The 18,590-nt window shown below is 58.3% G+C and carries 16 protein-coding genes; 11 read left to right on the top strand and 5 right to left on the bottom strand.

Features of this window, described 5'->3' with window-relative positions:
- The first annotated feature begins 2 nt into the window (after positions 1-2).
- The 4 genes from murD (at position 3) to nagA (ending at position 5,084) form a co-directional block, all read left to right on the top strand.
- Positions 3-1,373 (top strand): UDP-N-acetylmuramoyl-L-alanine--D-glutamate ligase, encoded by a 1,371-nt coding sequence (murD, locus tag ADH66_RS01915; protein WP_066536375.1) that lies wholly within the window; start codon positions 3-5, stop codon positions 1,371-1,373.
- Between the two features lie 39 nt (positions 1,374-1,412).
- Positions 1,413-3,623, top strand: a complete 2,211-nt coding sequence (gene rnr, locus ADH66_RS01910) for a ribonuclease R (RefSeq protein ID WP_066536377.1) — start codon at positions 1,413-1,415, stop codon at positions 3,621-3,623.
- Between the two features lie 96 nt (positions 3,624-3,719).
- The gene (locus tag ADH66_RS01905) at positions 3,720-3,896 is read left to right on the top strand and encodes a pro-sigmaK processing inhibitor BofA family protein (RefSeq protein WP_084384284.1); all 177 of its coding nucleotides are present in this window, start codon (positions 3,720-3,722) and stop codon (positions 3,894-3,896) included.
- A gap of 27 nt (positions 3,897-3,923) precedes the next feature.
- Positions 3,924-5,084, top strand: a complete 1,161-nt coding sequence (gene nagA, locus ADH66_RS01900; protein WP_066536383.1) for an N-acetylglucosamine-6-phosphate deacetylase — start codon at positions 3,924-3,926, stop codon at positions 5,082-5,084.
- Positions 5,085-5,188: 104 nt separating this feature from the next.
- Here nagA and pap read toward each other — a convergent pair whose 3' ends face one another.
- The 3 genes from pap to abc-f are packed head-to-tail and all read right to left on the bottom strand — an operon-like array spanning position 5,189 to position 9,933.
- Entirely contained in the window at positions 5,189-6,661 is a 1,473-nt protein-coding gene (gene pap / locus ADH66_RS01895) for a polyphosphate:AMP phosphotransferase (protein ID WP_066541705.1), read from the bottom strand.
- 52 nt (positions 6,662-6,713) lie between these two features.
- Positions 6,714-8,018, bottom strand: a complete 1,305-nt coding sequence (mtaB, locus tag ADH66_RS01890; protein ID WP_066536385.1) for a tRNA (N(6)-L-threonylcarbamoyladenosine(37)-C(2))-methylthiotransferase MtaB — start codon at positions 8,016-8,018, stop codon at positions 6,714-6,716.
- Positions 8,008-9,933, bottom strand: a complete 1,926-nt coding sequence (abc-f, locus tag ADH66_RS01885; RefSeq protein ID WP_066536389.1) for a ribosomal protection-like ABC-F family protein — start codon at positions 9,931-9,933, stop codon at positions 8,008-8,010. Before abc-f ends, mtaB begins: the two co-directional genes overlap by 11 nt.
- Before the next feature lie 197 nt (positions 9,934-10,130).
- Here abc-f and nrdR point away from each other — a divergent pair, with 197 nt between their 5' ends.
- Positions 10,131-10,595, top strand: coding sequence for a transcriptional regulator NrdR (gene nrdR / locus ADH66_RS01880; RefSeq protein ID WP_066536395.1), 465 nt, complete (start codon positions 10,131-10,133; stop codon positions 10,593-10,595).
- A gap of 74 nt (positions 10,596-10,669) precedes the next feature.
- On the opposite strand, the gene galU is transcribed toward nrdR, so the two are convergent.
- Positions 10,670-11,545: a UTP--glucose-1-phosphate uridylyltransferase GalU gene (galU, locus tag ADH66_RS01875; protein WP_066536397.1), complete on the bottom strand. Its 876-nt coding sequence runs from the start codon at positions 11,543-11,545 to the stop codon at positions 10,670-10,672.
- A gap of 26 nt (positions 11,546-11,571) precedes the next feature.
- Complete coding sequence (locus ADH66_RS01870) at positions 11,572-12,639, bottom strand: RING finger protein (protein ID WP_066536399.1); 1,068 nt, start codon at positions 12,637-12,639, stop codon at positions 11,572-11,574.
- Between the two features lie 212 nt (positions 12,640-12,851).
- Here ADH66_RS01870 and ADH66_RS01865 point away from each other — a divergent pair, with 212 nt between their 5' ends.
- The 6 genes from ADH66_RS01865 to ADH66_RS01840 all read left to right on the top strand — a co-directional run bounded on the left by ADH66_RS01865 (position 12,852) and on the right by ADH66_RS01840 (position 18,549).
- The gene (locus tag ADH66_RS01865; protein WP_066536400.1) at positions 12,852-13,499 is read left to right on the top strand and encodes a lysoplasmalogenase family protein; all 648 of its coding nucleotides are present in this window, start codon (positions 12,852-12,854) and stop codon (positions 13,497-13,499) included.
- A 25-nt stretch (positions 13,500-13,524) separates the two neighbouring features.
- A complete protein-coding gene (locus tag ADH66_RS01860; RefSeq protein WP_066536402.1) occupies positions 13,525-14,979 on the top strand; it encodes a UDP-N-acetylmuramoyl-L-alanyl-D-glutamate--2,6-diaminopimelate ligase in 1,455 nt (484 codons plus the stop codon).
- A gap of 200 nt (positions 14,980-15,179) precedes the next feature.
- Positions 15,180-16,514 carry a C1 family peptidase gene (locus ADH66_RS01855; RefSeq protein WP_066536404.1) on the top strand — a complete coding sequence of 445 codons (1,335 nt, stop codon included), beginning with the start codon at positions 15,180-15,182 and terminating at the stop codon, positions 16,512-16,514.
- Positions 16,515-16,545: 31 nt separating this feature from the next.
- Positions 16,546-17,904 carry a UDP-N-acetylmuramoyl-tripeptide--D-alanyl-D-alanine ligase gene (locus ADH66_RS01850; protein WP_066536410.1) on the top strand — a complete coding sequence of 453 codons (1,359 nt, stop codon included), beginning with the start codon at positions 16,546-16,548 and terminating at the stop codon, positions 17,902-17,904.
- On the top strand, positions 17,898-18,080 hold the full coding sequence (locus ADH66_RS01845; protein WP_066536416.1) for a hypothetical protein: 183 nt from the start codon (positions 17,898-17,900) through the stop codon (positions 18,078-18,080). The genes ADH66_RS01850 and ADH66_RS01845 overlap by 7 nt, the downstream gene beginning before the upstream one ends.
- Positions 18,067-18,549 (top strand): hypothetical protein, encoded by a 483-nt coding sequence (locus ADH66_RS01840; protein ID WP_066536419.1) that lies wholly within the window; start codon positions 18,067-18,069, stop codon positions 18,547-18,549. Before ADH66_RS01845 ends, ADH66_RS01840 begins: the two co-directional genes overlap by 14 nt.
- The last annotated feature ends 41 nt before the right edge of the window (positions 18,550-18,590 follow it).

The raw sequence follows: 18,590 nt of genomic DNA, 5'->3' as shown, positions 1-18,590 counted from the left end.
AGATGGACGCCACAGCGTTTTTCAAGAGCATAGCTGGCAAACGTGTCGCCTTCTGCGGCATAGGACGCAGCCATATGCCCCTTATGGAGCTCTTTAAGAAGCATGAGGCGATAGTCTCTGCCCGGGACCGCCGCAGTTTCCAGGAGCTGGGGGAAAACGGCCGGATACTCCAGGACCTTGGCATAGATCTGATACTGGGCAAGGATTACCTCCATGATCTTAATGAGGATATAATTTTCCGCACCCCGGGTATGCCCTTCCATCTGCCGGAGCTGGAGGCCGCCCGCAAGCACGGCCAGGCGGTCACCAGCGAGATGGAGCTCTTCTTTAAGCTCTGCCCCTGCAAGATATATGCTGTCACCGGCAGCGACGGTAAGACCACCACCACCACCCTCCTCTCGGAGTTTTTAAAGGCCGAGGGTAAGACCGTGCACCTGGGTGGGAATATAGGCAGGCCCCTGCTGCCGGAGATAGAGTCCATCTCCCCGGACCATGTAGTGGTGGCCGAGCTCTCCAGCTTCCAACTAATCTCCATGCGCCAGGGCCCGGACGTGGCCGTGGTCACCAACCTTGCCCCCAACCACCTGGACATACACAAGGACATGGAAGAGTATGTGGACGCGAAGAAGAACCTTGTCCTGCACCAGGACGGCTTTTCCCGCACGGTATTAAACGCCGATAATGAGATAACCGCCGGCTTTAAGGACCTTGTGCGCGGGGACTGCTGGCAGTTCTCCCGAGTGACCGAGCCCGCCCGGGGGGCCTTTTGTGACGGCGAAAAGATAACGGTGAACGGCCAGCCGCTTATGAACGTTGGGGAAATAAAGCTTCCCGGCTGGCACAACGTGGAAAACTACATGGCCGCCATAGCCGCCGCATGGGGTGACGTGTCCCCGGAGAATATGCGCAAGGTGGCAAGGGAGTTCGGCGGCGTTGAGCATAGGATGGAGTTTGTGCGGGAGCTGGGCGGGGTAAAATACTATAACGACTCCATTGCCAGCTCCCCCAGCCGGACTATCTCCGGGACCCTTAGCTGCTATGACAAAAACCTGATACTCATCTGCGGCGGCTATGACAAGCATATCCCCTATGATCCCCTGGGCACACCCATATGTGAGCGTGTGAAGGAGCTGATACTCATGGGCGACACGGCGGAAAAGATAGAGCAGGCCGTAGTCTCCTGCCCAGAGTACAGCGAGGGCCTTCCCAGTATCCACCATGTAAGCGATATGCCAGGGGCCGTTGCCCTGGCCCATAAGCTGGCCGCCCCTGGGGACGTGGTATCCCTGTCCCCGGCCTCGGCCTCCTTTGACCTGTACCCGGGCTTCGAGGCCCGAGGGCGGCACTTCAAGGAGCTTGTGAACCGGCTTTAAAACTAAGGAACCTATCCAAAAAGAGAGGAAGTCAGATAAATGAAGAACAACAGAGGACCACATAAGGGCGGCCGCGGCTTCGGCGAACCCCGCCGGGTATTCGGCGCCCCCGCTGAGGACGCCTACCGGCTGCCCAGCGCCGCCAGCACCCCCGAGGAGCTGCTCCTGCTTGGCGCTCTCAAGCGCTGCGGCGGGGACGGCGTACCCAGCAAGTCCCTCCAGCGGGAGGCGGGCATACGCGACAAGGACAGCTTCTACAAGGCCTTAAAGAGCCTTGAGGAACTGAAGGAGGTCACGGTAGACAAGGACCACTGGGTAAAGCTTGTGCCCCCGGCAAAGGAGATAGAAGCGGAAATAGTCTCTCTCTCCGCCCGCTTCGGCTTCGCAAAGCCGAAGATCGGCGAGGACATCTTTATCCCCGGCCGGGATCTGAACGGCGCGTTTCTGGGGGATAAGGTGATACTCTGGGACCTGCAAAAGCGGGACAGGGGGCCTAGCGGCAAGGTCAAGCGCATAGTGGAGCGCAAGGAGAATAAGCTCACCGGCACGGTGCACATAAACGAGCACGGCTCCGCTGTTGTGACCCCCGACGGCCCTGTGCGCTATGATATGGAGGTCCAGGCCGCAAGGCTTGGCGGCGCAAAGGACGGCGACAAGGTGCTCATAGAGCCCATACAGGACGGCCGAGGGGACTGGAGCCAGGCCGCCGTGAAATATGTTTTCGGCACCGGGGACCGGGCTCGGGTATGCGCCGACGCTATAATAGAGCGCTGCGGCATACCTACGAAGTTCCCCTCCGAGGTCATGGCCCAGGCGGAGAAGATATCCCGAATGACCGTAACCCAGGCGGATATAGACGAGCGCCTGGACCTTCGGGACGAGCCCATCTTCACCATCGACAGCGCCGACGCAAAGGACCTGGACGACGCGGTGTCAGCCATGAAGACCGTTGACGGCTACACCCTGGGGGTGCACATCGCGGACGTGTCCCACTATGTGAAGGCGGGCACGCCCATCGACACCGAGGCCTTTCTCCGGGGCACCTCGGTGTACTTTGCGGACCGGGTGATACCCATGCTTCCCGAAGCCCTCTCAAACGGCGTTTGCTCTCTGAATGCGGGCACCGAGAAGCTGACCTTTTCGGCGCTGATGGATTTCGACCTTGACGGCAATATGATAGACTACCGCTTTGAAAAGACGGTTATAAACTCAAAGGTCCGGGGCGTGTACAGCGAGGTAAACGAGATTTTTAAGGGCACTGCGAGCCCAAAGATACTGGAAAAATACTCCCCGGTCATGGACAGCCTTATGGCCGCCAAGGAACTTGCGGATATTTTGCAGCATAACGGCAAATCCCGGGGCCAGATGGACCTGACCAGCGACGAGACCAAGTTCCTCCTCAACGAGGACGGCGTGTGCATAGACCTGCTGCCCCGCACCCAGGGCATATCCGAGGAGCTTATCGAGCAGCTGATGGTGGCCGCCAACTGCGCCGCCGCCAAGGCCAGCCTTGACGCGGAGATACCCTTCCTATACAGAGTCCACGAGAAGCCCAACCCCGACAGGGTCTATGAGCTCTGCGACCTCTTTGACCGGCTGGGGGTAAAATGCGGCGAGCTTAAAAAGGGCAGTCCCAGCGCAAAGGACTTCGCGGAAGTCCTCAGTCGGGTAAAGGGCACCGGGAAGGAGTCCCTTGTAAACCAGCGTATACTGCGCACCATGGACAAGGCCCGGTACGACCACCGGGAGCTTGGCCACTTCGGCCTGGCTCTAAATGAGTACAGCCACTTCACCTCCCCCATACGCCGCTATCCGGACACCTCTATCCACCGCATTTTGAGCGATGTTGTCCGGGGCGAGGATAAGGGGAGCATACGAAAGAAGTACAAGACCTTTGCCGAGGAGTCGGCCATAGAGAGCTCCAAGAACGAGGTCAGAGCCGTCACCGGCGAACGGGACGCGGAGGACTGCTATATGGCCGAATATATGCGGGCTCACCTGGGCGAGCATCATGTTGGGGTCATAAACGGCGTTACCCCGAAGGGCATATTTGTAAAGCTTCAGAACAACGCCGAGGGCTTTATAAGCCTTGGGGATTTCGAGAGCTGTGACTTCGAGTTCGACGGCGAGATCTGCCATAAGTGCCGCCGCAGCGGAAAGACCCTGATGATGGGCCAGGAGCTGGCCATTATTATCGCCGGGGCGGACGTGGCCACCGGGCGCATAGACTTTATGCCCGAGGAGCCGTGATATTTTGACTTAGCTTTTCATAGGTATTTACTGGCGAGGCTTCGCCCGCCACCCTTTAAGAACCCCCAAAAACTTTTACATGGAAGGGCATACTTTATGAAAAGCTTCATCTTCTCCGGCGTGCTGGGCTTTGCGGCCCTGGCCGCCGTCAACCTGACCGCCCAATACACCGGCGTAGCCCTGGCCGTCACCCGCCTGTCTGTGGCGGTCTCCGGCCTTCTGGGCGTGCCCGGCGTTACCCTTATGGTAATTTTAAACACGATACTGCTATAATCTTAATAAGAAGCGAGGGAAGTCAAAATGTTCATCATCAACACCACCTACCTTGATAAGGATTTCCACCTTGTAAAAGGCGACCTTCAGATTGAAAACGGCAGGATAACCGCCTGCGGCCCCCACCTGCCCCGCAATGACGGGGACACGGCCATAGACGCGGCGGACTACACCATCGTCCCCGGCTTTGTGGACGTGCATATCCATGGCTGCGACGGCGCGGATACCTGCGACGGCACCCCCGAGGCCCTTGAAAAGATGGCTCGGTTCCTCCTGGCCCACGGCGTGACCTCCTTCTGCCCCACCACCATGACCGTGGACCGGCCCACTATTGAGAAAGCCCTGCTTGCCGCCAAAAGCGTCCATGAGAGCCCCATAGAAGACGGCGCAAAGGTGGCCGGGGTGAACATGGAGGGCCCCTTCATTTCCGCCGCTCGTAAGGGGGCCCAGAGAGAGGACGACATCGTCGCCCCGGACTTTCAGATGTTCAGGGAGCTCTTCGACCTTTCCGGCGGCCTTGTGAAGCTGGTAGACGTGGCCCCGGAGCAGCCAGGCGGCGAGGACTTTGTAAAGCGGGCAAAGGAACTCTGCCGGGTGTCCATCGCCCACACCACCGCCGACTATAACACGGCCAAGGAATCCTTCGACTGGGGCATAACCCATGCCACTCACCTTTTCAACGCCATGAATGGCCTGCACCACCGGGATCCTGGCGTGGTGGGGGCGGTCTTTGACGACGAGCGCGTCCGGGCCGAGATAATCTGCGACGGCCAGCATATCCATCCCGCAGTGCTGAAGACGGCCTTCCGGCTTATGGGCGACAGGCTGCTCATTATCAGCGACTCCATGCGCGCCAACGGTATGCCCGAGGGTACTGCCTACGACCTGGGCGGCCAAATGGTCACCGTCTCCGGCGGCAAGGCCGTACTGGAGGACGGCACCATCGCAGGGTCCGTCAGCAACCTCCATCAAGAGGTCAAGAACCTTGTAAGCTGGGGCGTGCCCCTGGAGACGGCGGTGAAGTCCGCCAGTCTTATCCCCGCCCTGCAGATTGGCCTTGATAAGGAGATTGGGAGCATTGAGCCCGGCAAGTACGCGGACCTTGTGATACTGGACAAGGACCTGGAGATATCCGCCGTGTGGATAAGCCATGGGGAGGAAACCCAGTGCGCGGTGAAGAAGGCGTAAAATCACAAAATAAAAAGGGAGCCTCCGGCTCCCTTCTTATTTTGGTTTTATAACAAAAGAGATAGTTTCCCAAAAGCCGGAAACTATCTCTTTTCGAATATCCCTTATTTCAACGCCTTCTCCAGCGCCTCCACCACAATTTCCAGCGCTTTTATCCTGGCGTACTTCTTATCCACCGACTCCAAAATATGCCAAGGCGCATAGGTGGTGCTGGTCTTCTCCAACATCTCGTCTATGGCCGCCTCGTACACGTCCCACTTCTCCCGGTTGCGCCAATCCTCGTCTGTAAGCTTCCACTGCTTGGCGGGGGTGTTCTGCCGGTCGGTGAAGCGCAGGAGCTGGGTGTCCTTGTCTATCTGCACCCAGAACTTCAGCACCACCGCCCCCCAGTTCGAGAGCTCCTGCTCAAACTCGTTCATCTCGTAGAAGGCCCGCTGCCAGTCGTTTTCCGTGCAGAAGCCCTCCAATCTCTCCACCATCACCCGGCCGTACCAGCTGCGGTCAAAGATGGCTATGTGCCCGTCCTTTGGGAGCCTTGTCCAGAACCGCCACAGATAGTGCCTTGCCTTCTCATGGGGCTCGGGGCTGGCGATGGGGTGCACCTCGAAGCCCCGGGGGTCCATGGCTCCGGTCAGGCGTTTGATATTGCCGCCCTTGCCGGCCGCATCCCAGCCCTCGTACACTATCACCACCGGCACACGCTTGCGGTAAAGCCTATTATGAAGCATACCCAGCTTGCCCTGGAGCTCCTTGAGCTTAGTCTTGTACTCCTCGTCGGTGATGGTCTTGCTCTTTAATTCCACCTCCCTGAGCTTGGGCATCTTTACAAGCGGGAACACGTTTTGCAAAAGGGGCACAGCCAGGCTGCCGTTGTGCAGGGCTGTGTCTATCCCCGTGCACAGTGCCTCCATCACCTGAAGCTCAGCGAAGCGCTTATTCTTCGCGTCCACAATGTACCAAGGGGCGCTGGGGGTGTTGGTGTCCTCCAGATACTTGTCGAACACGTCCAGGCACCGGTCATAGTGGCTGTTCTGCCAAACGTCCCCCCGGCTCACCCGCCAGGCGGTGTCCTTATTGTCCATCAGGGCGTTTATCCGTCCGGCCTGCTCCTTTTTGCTGATATGGAAGAAGAACTTTAGCACCAGATAGCCGTTATCGGTGAGCTGACGCTCAAAGCGCTTCACGCTGTCCACACGCTGGGCGTAATCCCCGCCGTCTAACACCCCTGAAAGGGTCTCCTTGGTTATCTCGTCCATCCAGCCGGAGTCCAGGAAGGTGAACTTTCCCTCCTCGGGTATCTTCTCAAAGTACCGGGTTAAAAAGGGCTTGCGGCGCTCCTCGGCGGTGGGGGCGGCCATGGAGAACACCTTGAAGAACCTGGGGTCGATGTTCCTGATTATCCGGCCGATGGCGCTGCCCTTCCCGGCGGCGCCCCAGCCCTCTATAAGCACCAGCACCGGCAGCTTCTTATCCTTTAGCTGCATCTGCTGTACGGCCAGCTTCTCCTGGGCGGCCTTCAGCCGCGCCTTTACCTCGTCCTTCTCCGGGCGCGCCGGACGTATCCAATTTTTAAGCATATTGCTCACCTCAGTGATAATCTTAGGATTTGATGGAGACATTATAACATATTTACCCATGAAAATCCAGGCTTTTTTCACCAAAACAGCAATTATCCCGCACTTCTTTTATGCGCACCCGCATCATTTGCCCCCCAAGCTCTCCCGGGGCCTCCACCTGCACCGGGGTGTAATTGGCCGTCAGGCCCTCCCATATTCCGGGGCCTGCCTCACGCTCTATAAGCACCTGCTCCGTGCGGCCCACCTGGGAACGCAGAAAACTGAGCCGGGAGGCCTCCATGGCCTCCGAGAGCACACGGCTGCGGCGTTCCTTCACGGCGTTTGACACTTGATCCGGGGCCCTGTCGGCCACGGTGCCGGGCCGTCTTGAGTAGGCAAAGACGTGTACCTTTGCAAAGCCCACCCTTTTGCAAAAGTCCAGGGACTCCATAAACTCCCCCTCGGTCTCTCCGGGGAAGCCCGTCATCACATCGGTGGTAACAGCGCAGTTGGGGAACGCCGCCCTCAGCTCCTCCACTATCCTCATATACTCAGCAGAAGTATAATGCCTGTGCATACGCCGCAGTGTCGCGTCACAGCCGCTTTGCAGCGACAGATGGAACTGGGGGCAGAGCTTGTCCTGCCGCTTCATTCTTTCAATGACCTCCGGGGTCAGCCGCTCCGGCTCTAAGGACCCCAGCCGCACCCGGCTTATTCCCTCCACTGAACATGCCGCCTCTACCGCGTCGCAGAGGGTGATTCCCAGGTCCTGTCCATAGGCGGGCAGATTTATCCCGGTGAGCACCACCTCCTTATAGCCCCTTTCAGACAGCCCCGCCACCTCGGCCCGAATATCGCCCATGGGCTTCGAGCGCACATGTCCGCGGGCATATGGGATTATACAGTAGGCGCAGTACCGCTCGCAGCCGTCCTCTATCTTCAAAAAGGCCCTGGTATGCCCCGAAAGCCCCCGCACGCTCATGGGCTCGAAGGGTTCGCCTTTGGTGCGTGGGGCCACGTCCACTATCCGCTGCTTGGTGGATAGGTACTCCATTATCCTGTCCGCCAGCTCTCCTCTTTTCGAGTTGCCCAGAATTATGTCCGCCTCCATAAGCTTCTCCGCTTCATGGGGGAAGGCCTGGGGCCAGCAGCCGGTGAGCACCGTCACCGCGTCCGGGTTCTGCCGCTTAAGCCGCCGCAGGGCCTGCCTTGCTTTCTGGTCGCTCTGGGCCGTAACCGTGCAGGAGTTCACAATAAGCACATCGGCGGGCTCATTGTCGCCGGCGGCGGCAAAGCCCCGGCCCTCCAGCCTCTCCCTCATGGCCTCGGTCTCATACTGGTTCACCTTGCAGCCCAATGTCAAAAACCTAACCTTCACTCTCCGCCTCCTGCCGCTCCAGCTCCTCCGAAAGCTCCGTCCACTCTGAAAGCAGTTCCTCGCTCCTTGCGTTCAGCTTTGTCAGTTCCTCCGTGACCCTGGTCAGTTCCTCATAGTCTGCGGCCACCTCCGGGTGGTTTAGCTGCTCCTCCAGTTCCCCGCGCTTTGCGTCGTTCCCCTCTATCTCCTGCTCCAGCTTTTTAAGCGCCGTGCGCATACGCCGAAGCTCCGCCTCCCGCTCCTTGCGCTGCTTATAGAGGTTCACCTTCTGAGGGGCCTCCTGCTCCTCTTTTTCAAGCTGCACCTGCCGCTTCTCGAGATAATAGTCATAGTTGCCGTGGTAGAGCTCCGCTCCCTTCGGAGTCAGGGCGTACACCTTATCGGCCAGCTTGTTGATAAGATAGCGGTCGTGGCTCACCACGAACAGGGTGCCGTCATAGCCCGAGAGGGCGTCCTCCAAAGCCTCGCAGGAGCCGATATCCAGGTGGTTTGTGGGCTCGTCCAAAAGCAGGAAGTTTGCCTTTGAGAGCATAAGCTTTAATAGAAGCACCCGAGCCCGCTCCCCGCCGGAGAGGGCCCCCACGGGCTTGAACACGTCCTCTCCCTTGAAGAGGAACACCGCCAGGGCGTTTCGCACCTGGGTCTCGGTCATGCGCGGGTGCTCGTCCCATATCTCGTCGAGGACCTCCTTGCCGTCGTGCAGGCTCATCTGTGACTGCTCGTAATAGCCCAGGTCCACCCCCGCCCCCAGCTTTACAAAGCCGGTATCGGGCCGGTACTGCTCCAAAAGTATCTTGAAAAGGCTGGTCTTTCCGCAGCCGTTGGGGCCGATAAGAAATATCTTCTCCCCCCGCTTTATCTCGATGCTGACCTTCTCAAATATCTTCGCCCCCCCGAAGCTCAGGCTCAGTTCCTCTGCGGTCAGCACGTCGTCGCCGCTCCTCCTGCTGGCGCTGAATTGGAAACGTATGCTCTCCGGGTCCGCGTCGGGCTTTTCCAGGGTGGCCTCCAGCCGGTCAATGGCCTTCTGCTTGCTGGCGATGGTCACATAGTTGCGCTCCTGGTTCCAGCGTTTCTGCTGCTCGATAATGCCCTCTATGCGCTTTATCTCTTTTTTCGTGTTCTCATAGACCCGCTCCAGGGCCAGCCGCTTCTCGGCCTTTAGCTCCAGGTGCCTTGAGTAGTTGCCCTTATAGCTCTCCACGGTCTTGTTCTGCATGAGCAAAGTGCGCTCGGTGACTTTATCGAGAAAATAACGGTCATGGGATATGACGATATATGCCCCCTGATAGTTCAAGAGGAACCCCTCCAGCCACTCCACCGACTGGAGGTCCAGGTGGTTCGTGGGCTCGTCCAAAAGCAGCAGGTTCGCGCCGCTTAAAAGCATCTTCGCCAACTGGAGCTTGGCCTTCTGCCCGCCGGAGAGGACCCCCACCTTATTTCCTATCTGCTCCTCTGTGAGCCCCAGGCCCATCAGGGCCGATCGGGCCCGTGAGCGGCAGGTGAGCCCGCCGCCCGCGGCGTACTCCTCGTTGAGCCGGTCCTGGCGCAGGATAAGCTCGTCCATCTCCTCCTTGGGCGGGGACTGCAAAAGGCGCTTTGAAACCTCCTCCAGTTCTCTCTCCATGTCCGTAAGATGGGTGAATACGGTCATGACCTCCTCAAAAGCGGTCTTATGGAGGTCCCGGCAGACATGCTGCTCCATATACCCGGGCACGGTCTCTCTTGAGAATATGGCCGAGCCGGTATCCGGGGAATACTCGCCGGTCAGGGTCTTGAACAGTGTGGTCTTGCCGGAGCCGTTTACTCCTACCAGGCCGACGTGCTCGCCCTTTTGCAGCTCGAAGCTGACGTTTTCTATTATGGTCTCCTCGCCAAAGGCAAGGGATATATCTGAAACGGTGAGGATAGCCATATTGTCTCCTTTTCAACTTATATATCATGTGGACAGGCCATTTTATTATAGCATATCCCGGCGATTTGTCAAATAGTGGTAAAATATCCCTGGAACACAATTTTTATGTAAAGTATTTTATAAATAAGCCTTGCTTTTACGCCACATATAGTGTATAATTTAAAGTAATAGTTCTTTTTAAGGGAGATGTAGTCACTGTGAAATGCCCCTATTGCGGTTATACCGAGAGCAAGGTCGTGGATTCCCGCCCCACTGACGAGAGCGAGCGCATCCGGCGGCGCCGGGAGTGCCTGAAATGCGGCAAACGCTTCACCACCTATGAGGTTATAGAGAGCGTACCAATCGTCGTCATTAAGAAGGACAAGTCCAGAGAGGCCTTCGACCGGCAGAAGCTATTAAACGGCCTGCTGCGCGCCTGTGAAAAGCGGCCGGTGTCTCTGGACACCCTGGAGCATATCGTGGGAGAGATCGAGGTCCTGCTCCAGAATTCCCTGGATAAGGAGGTCTCCTCCCAGCGCATCGGCACCTACGCCATGGAGAAGCTCAAGAGCGTGGACGAGGTGGCTTATGTGCGCTTCGCCTCGGTCTACAGGCAGTTTAGAGATATCAACAGCTTTATGGAGGAGCTGAACAAGATCATCAGCCAGAAGCAGGGGAACTAGGCTTTTGTAAGGCCCAACTAAAAAACCAGGCGCACTGTGTATCCCGGTGCGTCTGGTTTTAGTCATTTTTAAGCTTAAAGCCTCGCAGCCAGCTCCTTTAAATATTCCCTGAAGGCCGCCCCGATCTCCGGGTGTGTAAGGGCCGTCTCCACGTTGGCCTGCATAACCCCCAGCTTGCTGCCCATGTCATAGCGGGTGCCGGTAAAGTCCACGGCTATCATACTCTTCTCGCGGGCCAGGGCCTTCATGGCGTCCGTAAGCTGTATCTCCCCGCCCGCACCGGGCGGAGTGTTGTCCAGCATATCGAATATCTCCGGCGGCAGTATGCAACGGCCCAGTATAGAATAGAGGGAGAACTCCTCCCCGGGCTTCGGCTTCTCTACCATATCCGTGCACCTGAGACAGCCGTCCTCTAAGGGCTCCACCAGCAGGGAGGAATACTTGCGTATGGCCTCGGCGGTAACCTCCTTAACCCCCACCACGCCCAGGCCGTATTTCTCATAGGCCCTGATAAGCTGACCGCAGGCGGGCTCCTCACCCATTATAACGTCGTCTCCATACAGCACCGCAAAGGGCTCGCCGCCCACAAAGGCCCTGGCGCAGTTCACCGCGTGGCCCAGACCCTTTGTCTCCTTCTGCCGCACGTACCAGACGTTACAGAGCCTTGAAATGCCTATAACCTGCTCGAGCACGTCGGACTTATTGGGATCGGCCGAAAGGCGCTCCTCCAGCTCCGGGGCCCGGTCGAAATGGTCCTCCAAAAGCCCCTTGCCCCGGTTTGTTATGATAAGCACGTCCTCAATGCCCGAGGCCGCCGCCTCCTCAACGATATACTGTATGGCGGGCTTGTCCACAATGGGCAGCATCTCCTTTGGCATGGCCTTTGTGGCCGGCAGCACCCGTGTACCCAGCCCCGCAGCGGGTATAACGGCCTTGCGTATCTTTTTCACCTGTATCGTCTCCTTCTCTCGGGAAGTTACAGCAGCAGCGGCACCACATTCACCAGCAAAAAATAGCACACGAACATACACACGGCAACGGAGGTGTTCACCCCGCCCTTCTGGTCCAGGGTCATATTGGGCTCTATGGAAAGGTCCGCAGACTTGACCCTGCGCACGGTGACTATACAGTGGCGCATATACATCTTGTTGCCCCTGACGCCTATGAATATCATCAGCGCCAGCATAAGCAGAAGGCACATCATCGGCAGGCAGAGCTCCAGGTACAGGGAGGGTTCCTCGGTGATAAGCTGGCTTATCACCAAAAGCTGCTCGTTGGTAAGGCCCGTGGAGAGCCCCGCCGACACGTCTATGCCCGCCTGCTGCATAAGGCCCAGAAGGGCCGGCGTGGCCACGAACACAGACGCGGCCAGGTACAGAAGGTATAAGAGAAACATCAGCGCTGTGACCACAATTCCGTACTTATACTGCTTGCGGTACAGCATCCAGGCCCCCGAGAACAGGAAGGCGCAGAAATTGAACTTGTTTCTGCCGGTCTGCTTTATATAGCGGAAGGTTGGCATATAGTAGGTGGTGTTCTGCTTAACAAGCTTGGAAGCATCACCATAGCTTACCCCCATATCCAGGGTATCCGCAGGGCTCACGCCGCCCATAGGGTCGAACATAAAGGGCATCTGCCCATAATACCGGCCCTGTGGCGTCCCGCCCGGCTGGTAGGGGTTCTGGACCGGCGGCCGGCTGCCTCCGCCCTGTCCCTGGAAAGGGGCCTGGGGGCCCGGGGCGAAGGGATTCTGTCCCGGCAGCGGCGCGCCGCAGTGGTCGCAGAACCTGGAGCTATGGGCGCTGAGCCCGCCGCAGACAGGGCACTCCCGGTCTTTTACCTCAGCCGTGACCGGGGGCTTTGGGGGCGGCGGAGGGGCCCATTCCCTCCCCTTCTCGTGCAGGTCGTCAAAAATGCACTGGCCCTTCTCCTGGTAGCACTCCCGGTGATAGGGCGCGCCGCATTTGGGACAGACAACAATATCGTCCTCGTCGGTAAAGGCTTTGCCGCAGACCGGGCATTTGATGCCTGTAAAGTTTATCATACTTAACATGCCATTCCTTTTATTATTTGAGTATCCTAAAGGTTATTGTACACGATTTTTGGCAAGGTTGCAACTCATACCGCAGGAATTTTCATTCTGTTTACAAAGTTGTTGCCATTTTGTAACTCTTCCGGGCATTTTACCATTGAATTAACCGGGGTTTGGGCTTATAATGGAGAGTAGTCTAATATCCATATAAGGGGGCGGCCCGTTTGAACTTTCTGATGTATTCCCTATGTGCCCTGCCGGTCTGGGGCGCAGCGTTCGTGCTGTACTTTATCCTGAGGAGAGCCGGACTCATGAGGGAGAGCCTTATAGCAAAGTGCTTGGGAAGCTTCCTCTCCGTCGTCTCGTCTGGGCTGGGGCTGTACCTAAGCGGAGCGTCACCTATACGGGAGCCTGTTTTCTGGTTCTTTGTGCTGTGCACCGCCGCGGACGCCCTCTTGGAGATAAGCTTTGTGCCGGGGATGCTGCTGTTCGGCGGGGCACATATATGCCTTATTCTCTGGCTCTGGGGGCTGGCCCCGGCGGGCTGGGCAAGCCTGATAGTCTGGCTTGCCGCCTACGCAGCGACGGCCTGGCTCTTCAGAAAAGAGCTGCCAAGGCTTCATAAGCTTCTCGTCCCCTTCTGTTTGTACCCTGCCTTGCTTGGCGGGTCACTGGCCCTGGGAGCGGCGCTGCCCTTTACCGCCGGGCCGGATTATTGGCCGCTGGCTGTGGGGACTCTGTGCTTTTTTGTCTCTGACATGATGGTGGCTAAATCTGAGCTCTCGGGCCTGGACCCAAAATGGCAGAAGCCCATAATGCTGCTGTACTGGGGCGCTTTGTACCTTATCTCCTCGGCGCTCTGGCTAGTATAAAACTTAACAGAAAGGATACTTTCATATGCTGCTTTCAACGCTTCTCCGCCCTCTCGGCATAAAAGAGGGGTTCACCGATACCGATATCACCGATATAGCCTATGACTCCCGCAAAGCCGTGCCCGGCTGCGCCTTTGTGTGCCTGAAGGGCTCTGCCTCAGACGGACATAAATTCGCCGGGAAGGCCGCGGAGTCCGGCGCGGCTGTCATCATCGCCCAGGAGCCGGTGGAGGTTAAAACCGCCCAGGTGATACTTGTGCCCGACACCAAAAAGGCCCTGGCCTTAATGAGCTCGGCTTTCTTCGGGGAGCCCGCGAAGGGAGCTATCAGGGTCATAGGCATAACCGGCACCAAGGGCAAGACCACCACCGCCTATATGGCCCGAGCCCTTCTGGAGGCCGCCGGGCATAAGACCGGGGTGATGGGCACCATCGGCGCGGATATTGACGGCAATATCGAGCCTCTTGACAATACCACGCCCATAAGCCATGAGGTTTTCCGTCAGCTCAGAAGAATGGCGGACGCGGGGTGCGAGTACGCCGTCATGGAGGTGAGCTCCATCGCCCTTAGGGAGCACCGGGTGTACGGCCTGCCCTTTGAGGTGGGGGTATTCACCAACTTTTCTGAGGACCATATCGGCGGGGTAGAGCACAAGGACATGGAGGAGTATCTGCAGTGCAAGGCCCTGCTCTTCTCCATGTGTAAAACCGGCGTTGTGAACGCCGACGATCCCGCAACGGAAAAACTCCTTGAAAGCAGCACCTGTGAGGTTTATCGGTTCAGCATGGAGGGCCGCGGGGATATGAACGGAGATAACTGCCGGCACTTAAATCAGCCCGGGCTTTTGGGCGTGGAGTTTGACATAAGCGGGGACCTGGAGCTTTCGCCGAAGGTGGGCATACCCGGGCGGTTCAACGCCTATAATGCCCTGGCCGCCGTCTCCTGCTGCCATAAGCTGGGCGTACCCAAGGAGGCCCTGCTGGAGGGACTGCGGGGCGTGAAGGTAAAGGGTCGGGTGGAGCCGGTGGCCGTACCGGGGAACTACACCCTGCTGCTGGACTACGCCCACAACGCCGTGAGCATGGAGAGCCTCCTGAGCACCCTTCGGGAGTATGAGCCGAAGCGTCTTATCTGCCTGTTCGGGGCCGGTGGCAACAGGCCCAAGGTGCGCCGGTACGAGATGGGCGAGGCCAGCGGAAGGCTTGCCGACCTGTCGGTTATAACCGCCGACAACTCCCGGTTTGAGGACGTGCTGGACATTATCGAGGATATAAAGATAGGCATGAACAAGACCGACGGGAAATATATCGAGATACCCGACCGGCGGGAGGCCATCCGCTGGTGCATAGAGCACGCCCAGGACGGCGATATCATCGTGCTGGCGGGCAAGGGCAGCGAGGACTATCAGGAGATAAAGGGCGTCAGGTACCCCTTTGACGAGCGGGTGGTCATCAGGGAGATACTTGATAGCCTGAAATAAATTCAAGGAGAGAGAAAACGGACGAAAGGGGAGTTATTACCTATCTGTTCCGTCTGGACGGCATGGTGTAACAAGTTTGCCGGAACAGTGGAGCCGGCACGAGATGCGGATACCCATAAAGCGCGGGTAAAAGCAGCATATCAAACAGCCTTATCTTAAAGTGTAATAAGGGAATATATAATTTTACGGAGGAATCTGCAATGAACAAAGGCATCAGTTTGACACAGCTTGAGGAGTTCGAGAAGGATTTTCACCGGGACCCGGCAAAGCGGGTGGCCCAGCTGGCGGTAACAGCAAACGGCGTGAACCAGAGCGCCACAGATCCCTTTGCCGCCCGGCGGGACCGCTTCCAATTCTCGGTGGAGCTGAAGACCGGGCATATCACCAACCAGAAATCCTCGGGGCGCTGCTGGATGTTCGCGGCGCTGAACACCATGCGGGTGGAGGTCATGAGAAAGCTGAACCTGGAGGATTTCGAGCTCTCCCAGAATTACCTGCTCTTTTACGACAAGCTGGAGAAGTCCAACTACTTCCTTGAGAGTATCTTAGATACCCTTGATGAACCCACCAACGGCCGGGTGATAGCCCACCTGTTGGGCGCGCCCCTGAACGATGGCGGTCAGTGGGATATGCTGTGCAATTTGGTGGATAAGTACGGCGTTGTGCCCAAGGACGCCATGCCCGAGACAGCCTGCTCCTCGGGCACCTGGGAGGTCACCTCCTACATGACCCGCAAGCTTCGGGAGTTCGCCCGCGTTTTACGCACCGGCCATGCCGGGGGCAAGACCGTGGAGCAGCTGCGGGAAATGAAGGAAGCTATGCTCTGCACCATCTACAATATGCTCTGCATCGCCTTTGGCAACCCGCCCAAAACCTTCACCTTTGAAGCCAGGGACAAGGACAAGACGTTTATCCGGGAGACAGATATGACCGGGCGGAGCTTCTATGAAAAATATGTAGGCTGGGAGCTCTCGGACTACGTCAGCCTGATAAACGCCACCACCGCTGACAAGCCCTTCCATAAAACCTTTACCGTGAAGCTGTTGGGCAACGTGAAGGAGGGCAGGCCCGTGAAGTACCTAAACCTGCCCGTTGAGGACCTGAAGAAGGCCGCCATACGCCAGATGCAGGACGGCGCGCCGGTTTGGTTCGGCTGCGACGTGGGCAAGAGCTCCACCAGGAAGACCGGCATCATGGACCTGGAGGCCCTGCGCCCGGACCAGCTTTTCGGGGTGGAGTTCGGCATGGATAAGGCCCAGCGCCTGGACTACGGCGACAGCCTGATGACCCACGCCATGGTGTTCCAGGGGGTGAACCTGGACGAGAACGGCGCTCCTGACCGCTGGAAGGTAGAGAACAGCTGGGGTGACGAGCCCGGGGAGAAGGGGTACTTTGTCATGAGCGACGACTGGTTTACCGAGTACACCTATCAGGTAGTGGTACATAAGAAGTACCTGACCGACGAGCAGCGGGCCGAGCTGGACCAGGCTCCCATCGAGCTGGAGCCCTGGGACCCTATGGGCTCGCTGGCATAACGAATAAACTTTACAACAAGGGGTGGCTCCAATGAAGCTTACGCTTTTCGAAATTGCCGGCCTTGCCGGCGGCAGAATATTACGCGGCGACCCGGGCGCGGTGGTGACGAACTTTTTTACCGACAGCCGGTGCGCGGGACCCGGGCTGATGTTCGTGCCCATAAGGGGCGAGAATAACGACGGCCACGACTTCATAGGCTCCGCCTTTAGAAACGGCGCCGCCGCCAGCTTTACGGACCACCCCATGGAGGCGGAGGGCCCCCTGGTGCTGGTGGAGGACTGCCGGGCCGCCTTACAGAGGGCAGCGGAGAAGTACCGGGAGAGGTTCAGCCTCCCTATCCTGGGCATAACCGGGAGCGTGGGCAAGACCACCGCCAAGGAGATGGCCGCCCTGGCCATAGGCGCGGGGCATAAGGTATGGAAGACCCCCGGCAACGCCAACAGCCAGGTGGGCGTGCCCATAACCGTCTGCGGCCTAGAGCCGGAGCATACCGCCGCCGTGGTGGAGATGGGCGTAAGTATGCCCGGGGAGATGGAGCGCATCGCCCGGGTGGTAAAACCCACCTGCGGGATAATCACCACCATCGGCACCTCCCATATCGAGTTCATGAAAACCCGAGAGAATATCATGGCAGAGAAGGTGAAGCTTGCGGACTATCTCAAGTCTGACGCTCCCCTGTTCGTCTCGGGGGACAACGACCTGCTGTCTTCTTTAGACAGCGGGGGCCGCTATAGAATTGTGACCTTCGGCCTTTCTGAAGGGTGTATGTGGCGGGGCACGGACCTAGAAACGGACAGCGGGGGCCAGAGCTTCCTCTGCCGCACCCCCGACGGCCGCACACAGTCCGTGCGCCTACCGGCGCCGGGCAGCCATATGGCCTGCGATGCGCTGGCCGCGCTGGCTGCTGCCGACTGGCTGGGGGTACCGCTCCCCGACGCGGCTCGGGCGCTGGCGGGATATATCCCGCCGAAAATGCGCCAGGTCATCTCTCAGGAGGGGGGCGTGCTGCTTATCGACGACAGCTACAACGCCAGCCCCGACTCCATGCGCAGCGCCCTCGGCCTGCTGGCCGGACAGGAAATATCCGGGCAAAGGTTCGCGGTGCTGGCGGGTATGCGGGAACTGGGGGACTATACCCAACAAGGCCATCTTGAGACCGGCGCGTATGCGAAGGAGCTGGGCATAGATACCCTTATCGCCGTGGGCGAGCTTGGTGAGATAATTGCCGAGGGGTACGGCCCCGGGGCCATATGCGCGAAGGACAACGCCCAGGCCTGGGAGCTTTTGAGGGAACTTCTAAGGCCCGGGGACGCTGTGCTCGTAAAGGGCTCCAGGGGGATGAAGACCGAGGGGATAGTCGAAAAGATCAAGGAGAACCATATATGCTAAGACAATTAGCCCAAGATGAGTATATGCAGTATCTGGACTCTGCATATGAGCTGGCCCTGGACATGAGCCGCTCCTGCTATCCAACGTATGCAGATGGGCTCAAGACCCGGGCGGACTTCAACGCCCACGCCGCGCGCTCCTTTCCAGCGGGACAACTATACCATGCTCCTCTATGAGCAGGACGGCGAGCCCCTGGGGCTTATCCAGTTCTACGTGTGGGACGATGACAAGTACGTCCAGCCGGACATCTTCTGCATAAAGCGGGACTACGGCCGGGCGGTGCGGGAGTTTGTGGAGTATCTGCACATGCGGTTCCCGGGCTACGAGCTGCACTTCGGCGTGTCAAGGACAAACACCGGGGCCGTGGAGGCCCTGGAAAGCCTGGACTTTGAGCGGGAGGAGGTCAGCCTTGTGGGGGTGCTGCGCTTTGTGGACGGCTCCATGGAGATATTCGGCGTGGACTTCGAGAACGACCGCTTCAACGCCGAGGACTTCCGTACCCTTATGGTCCGGGCCCTGAACCAGTCTAAGAAAGACGGCATGAAGGACATGACCTTCTTCCACGAGGACGAGACCCACCCAGCGGCGGAGAGCGTGGGCATTCGCATTATCGACACATACTACGGACATAAGCTAGCCCTGTAATTATCTGCATAAAAAGACCCCCGGGCGACCGGGGGTCTTTG

The sequence above is a fragment of the Acutalibacter muris genome, from assembly GCF_002201475.1.
GTDB lineage: Bacteria > Bacillota > Clostridia > Oscillospirales > Acutalibacteraceae > Acutalibacter > Acutalibacter muris.
Note: the sequence above shows the minus strand (reverse complement) of the source record. Positions and strands in the feature narration are given on the sequence as shown.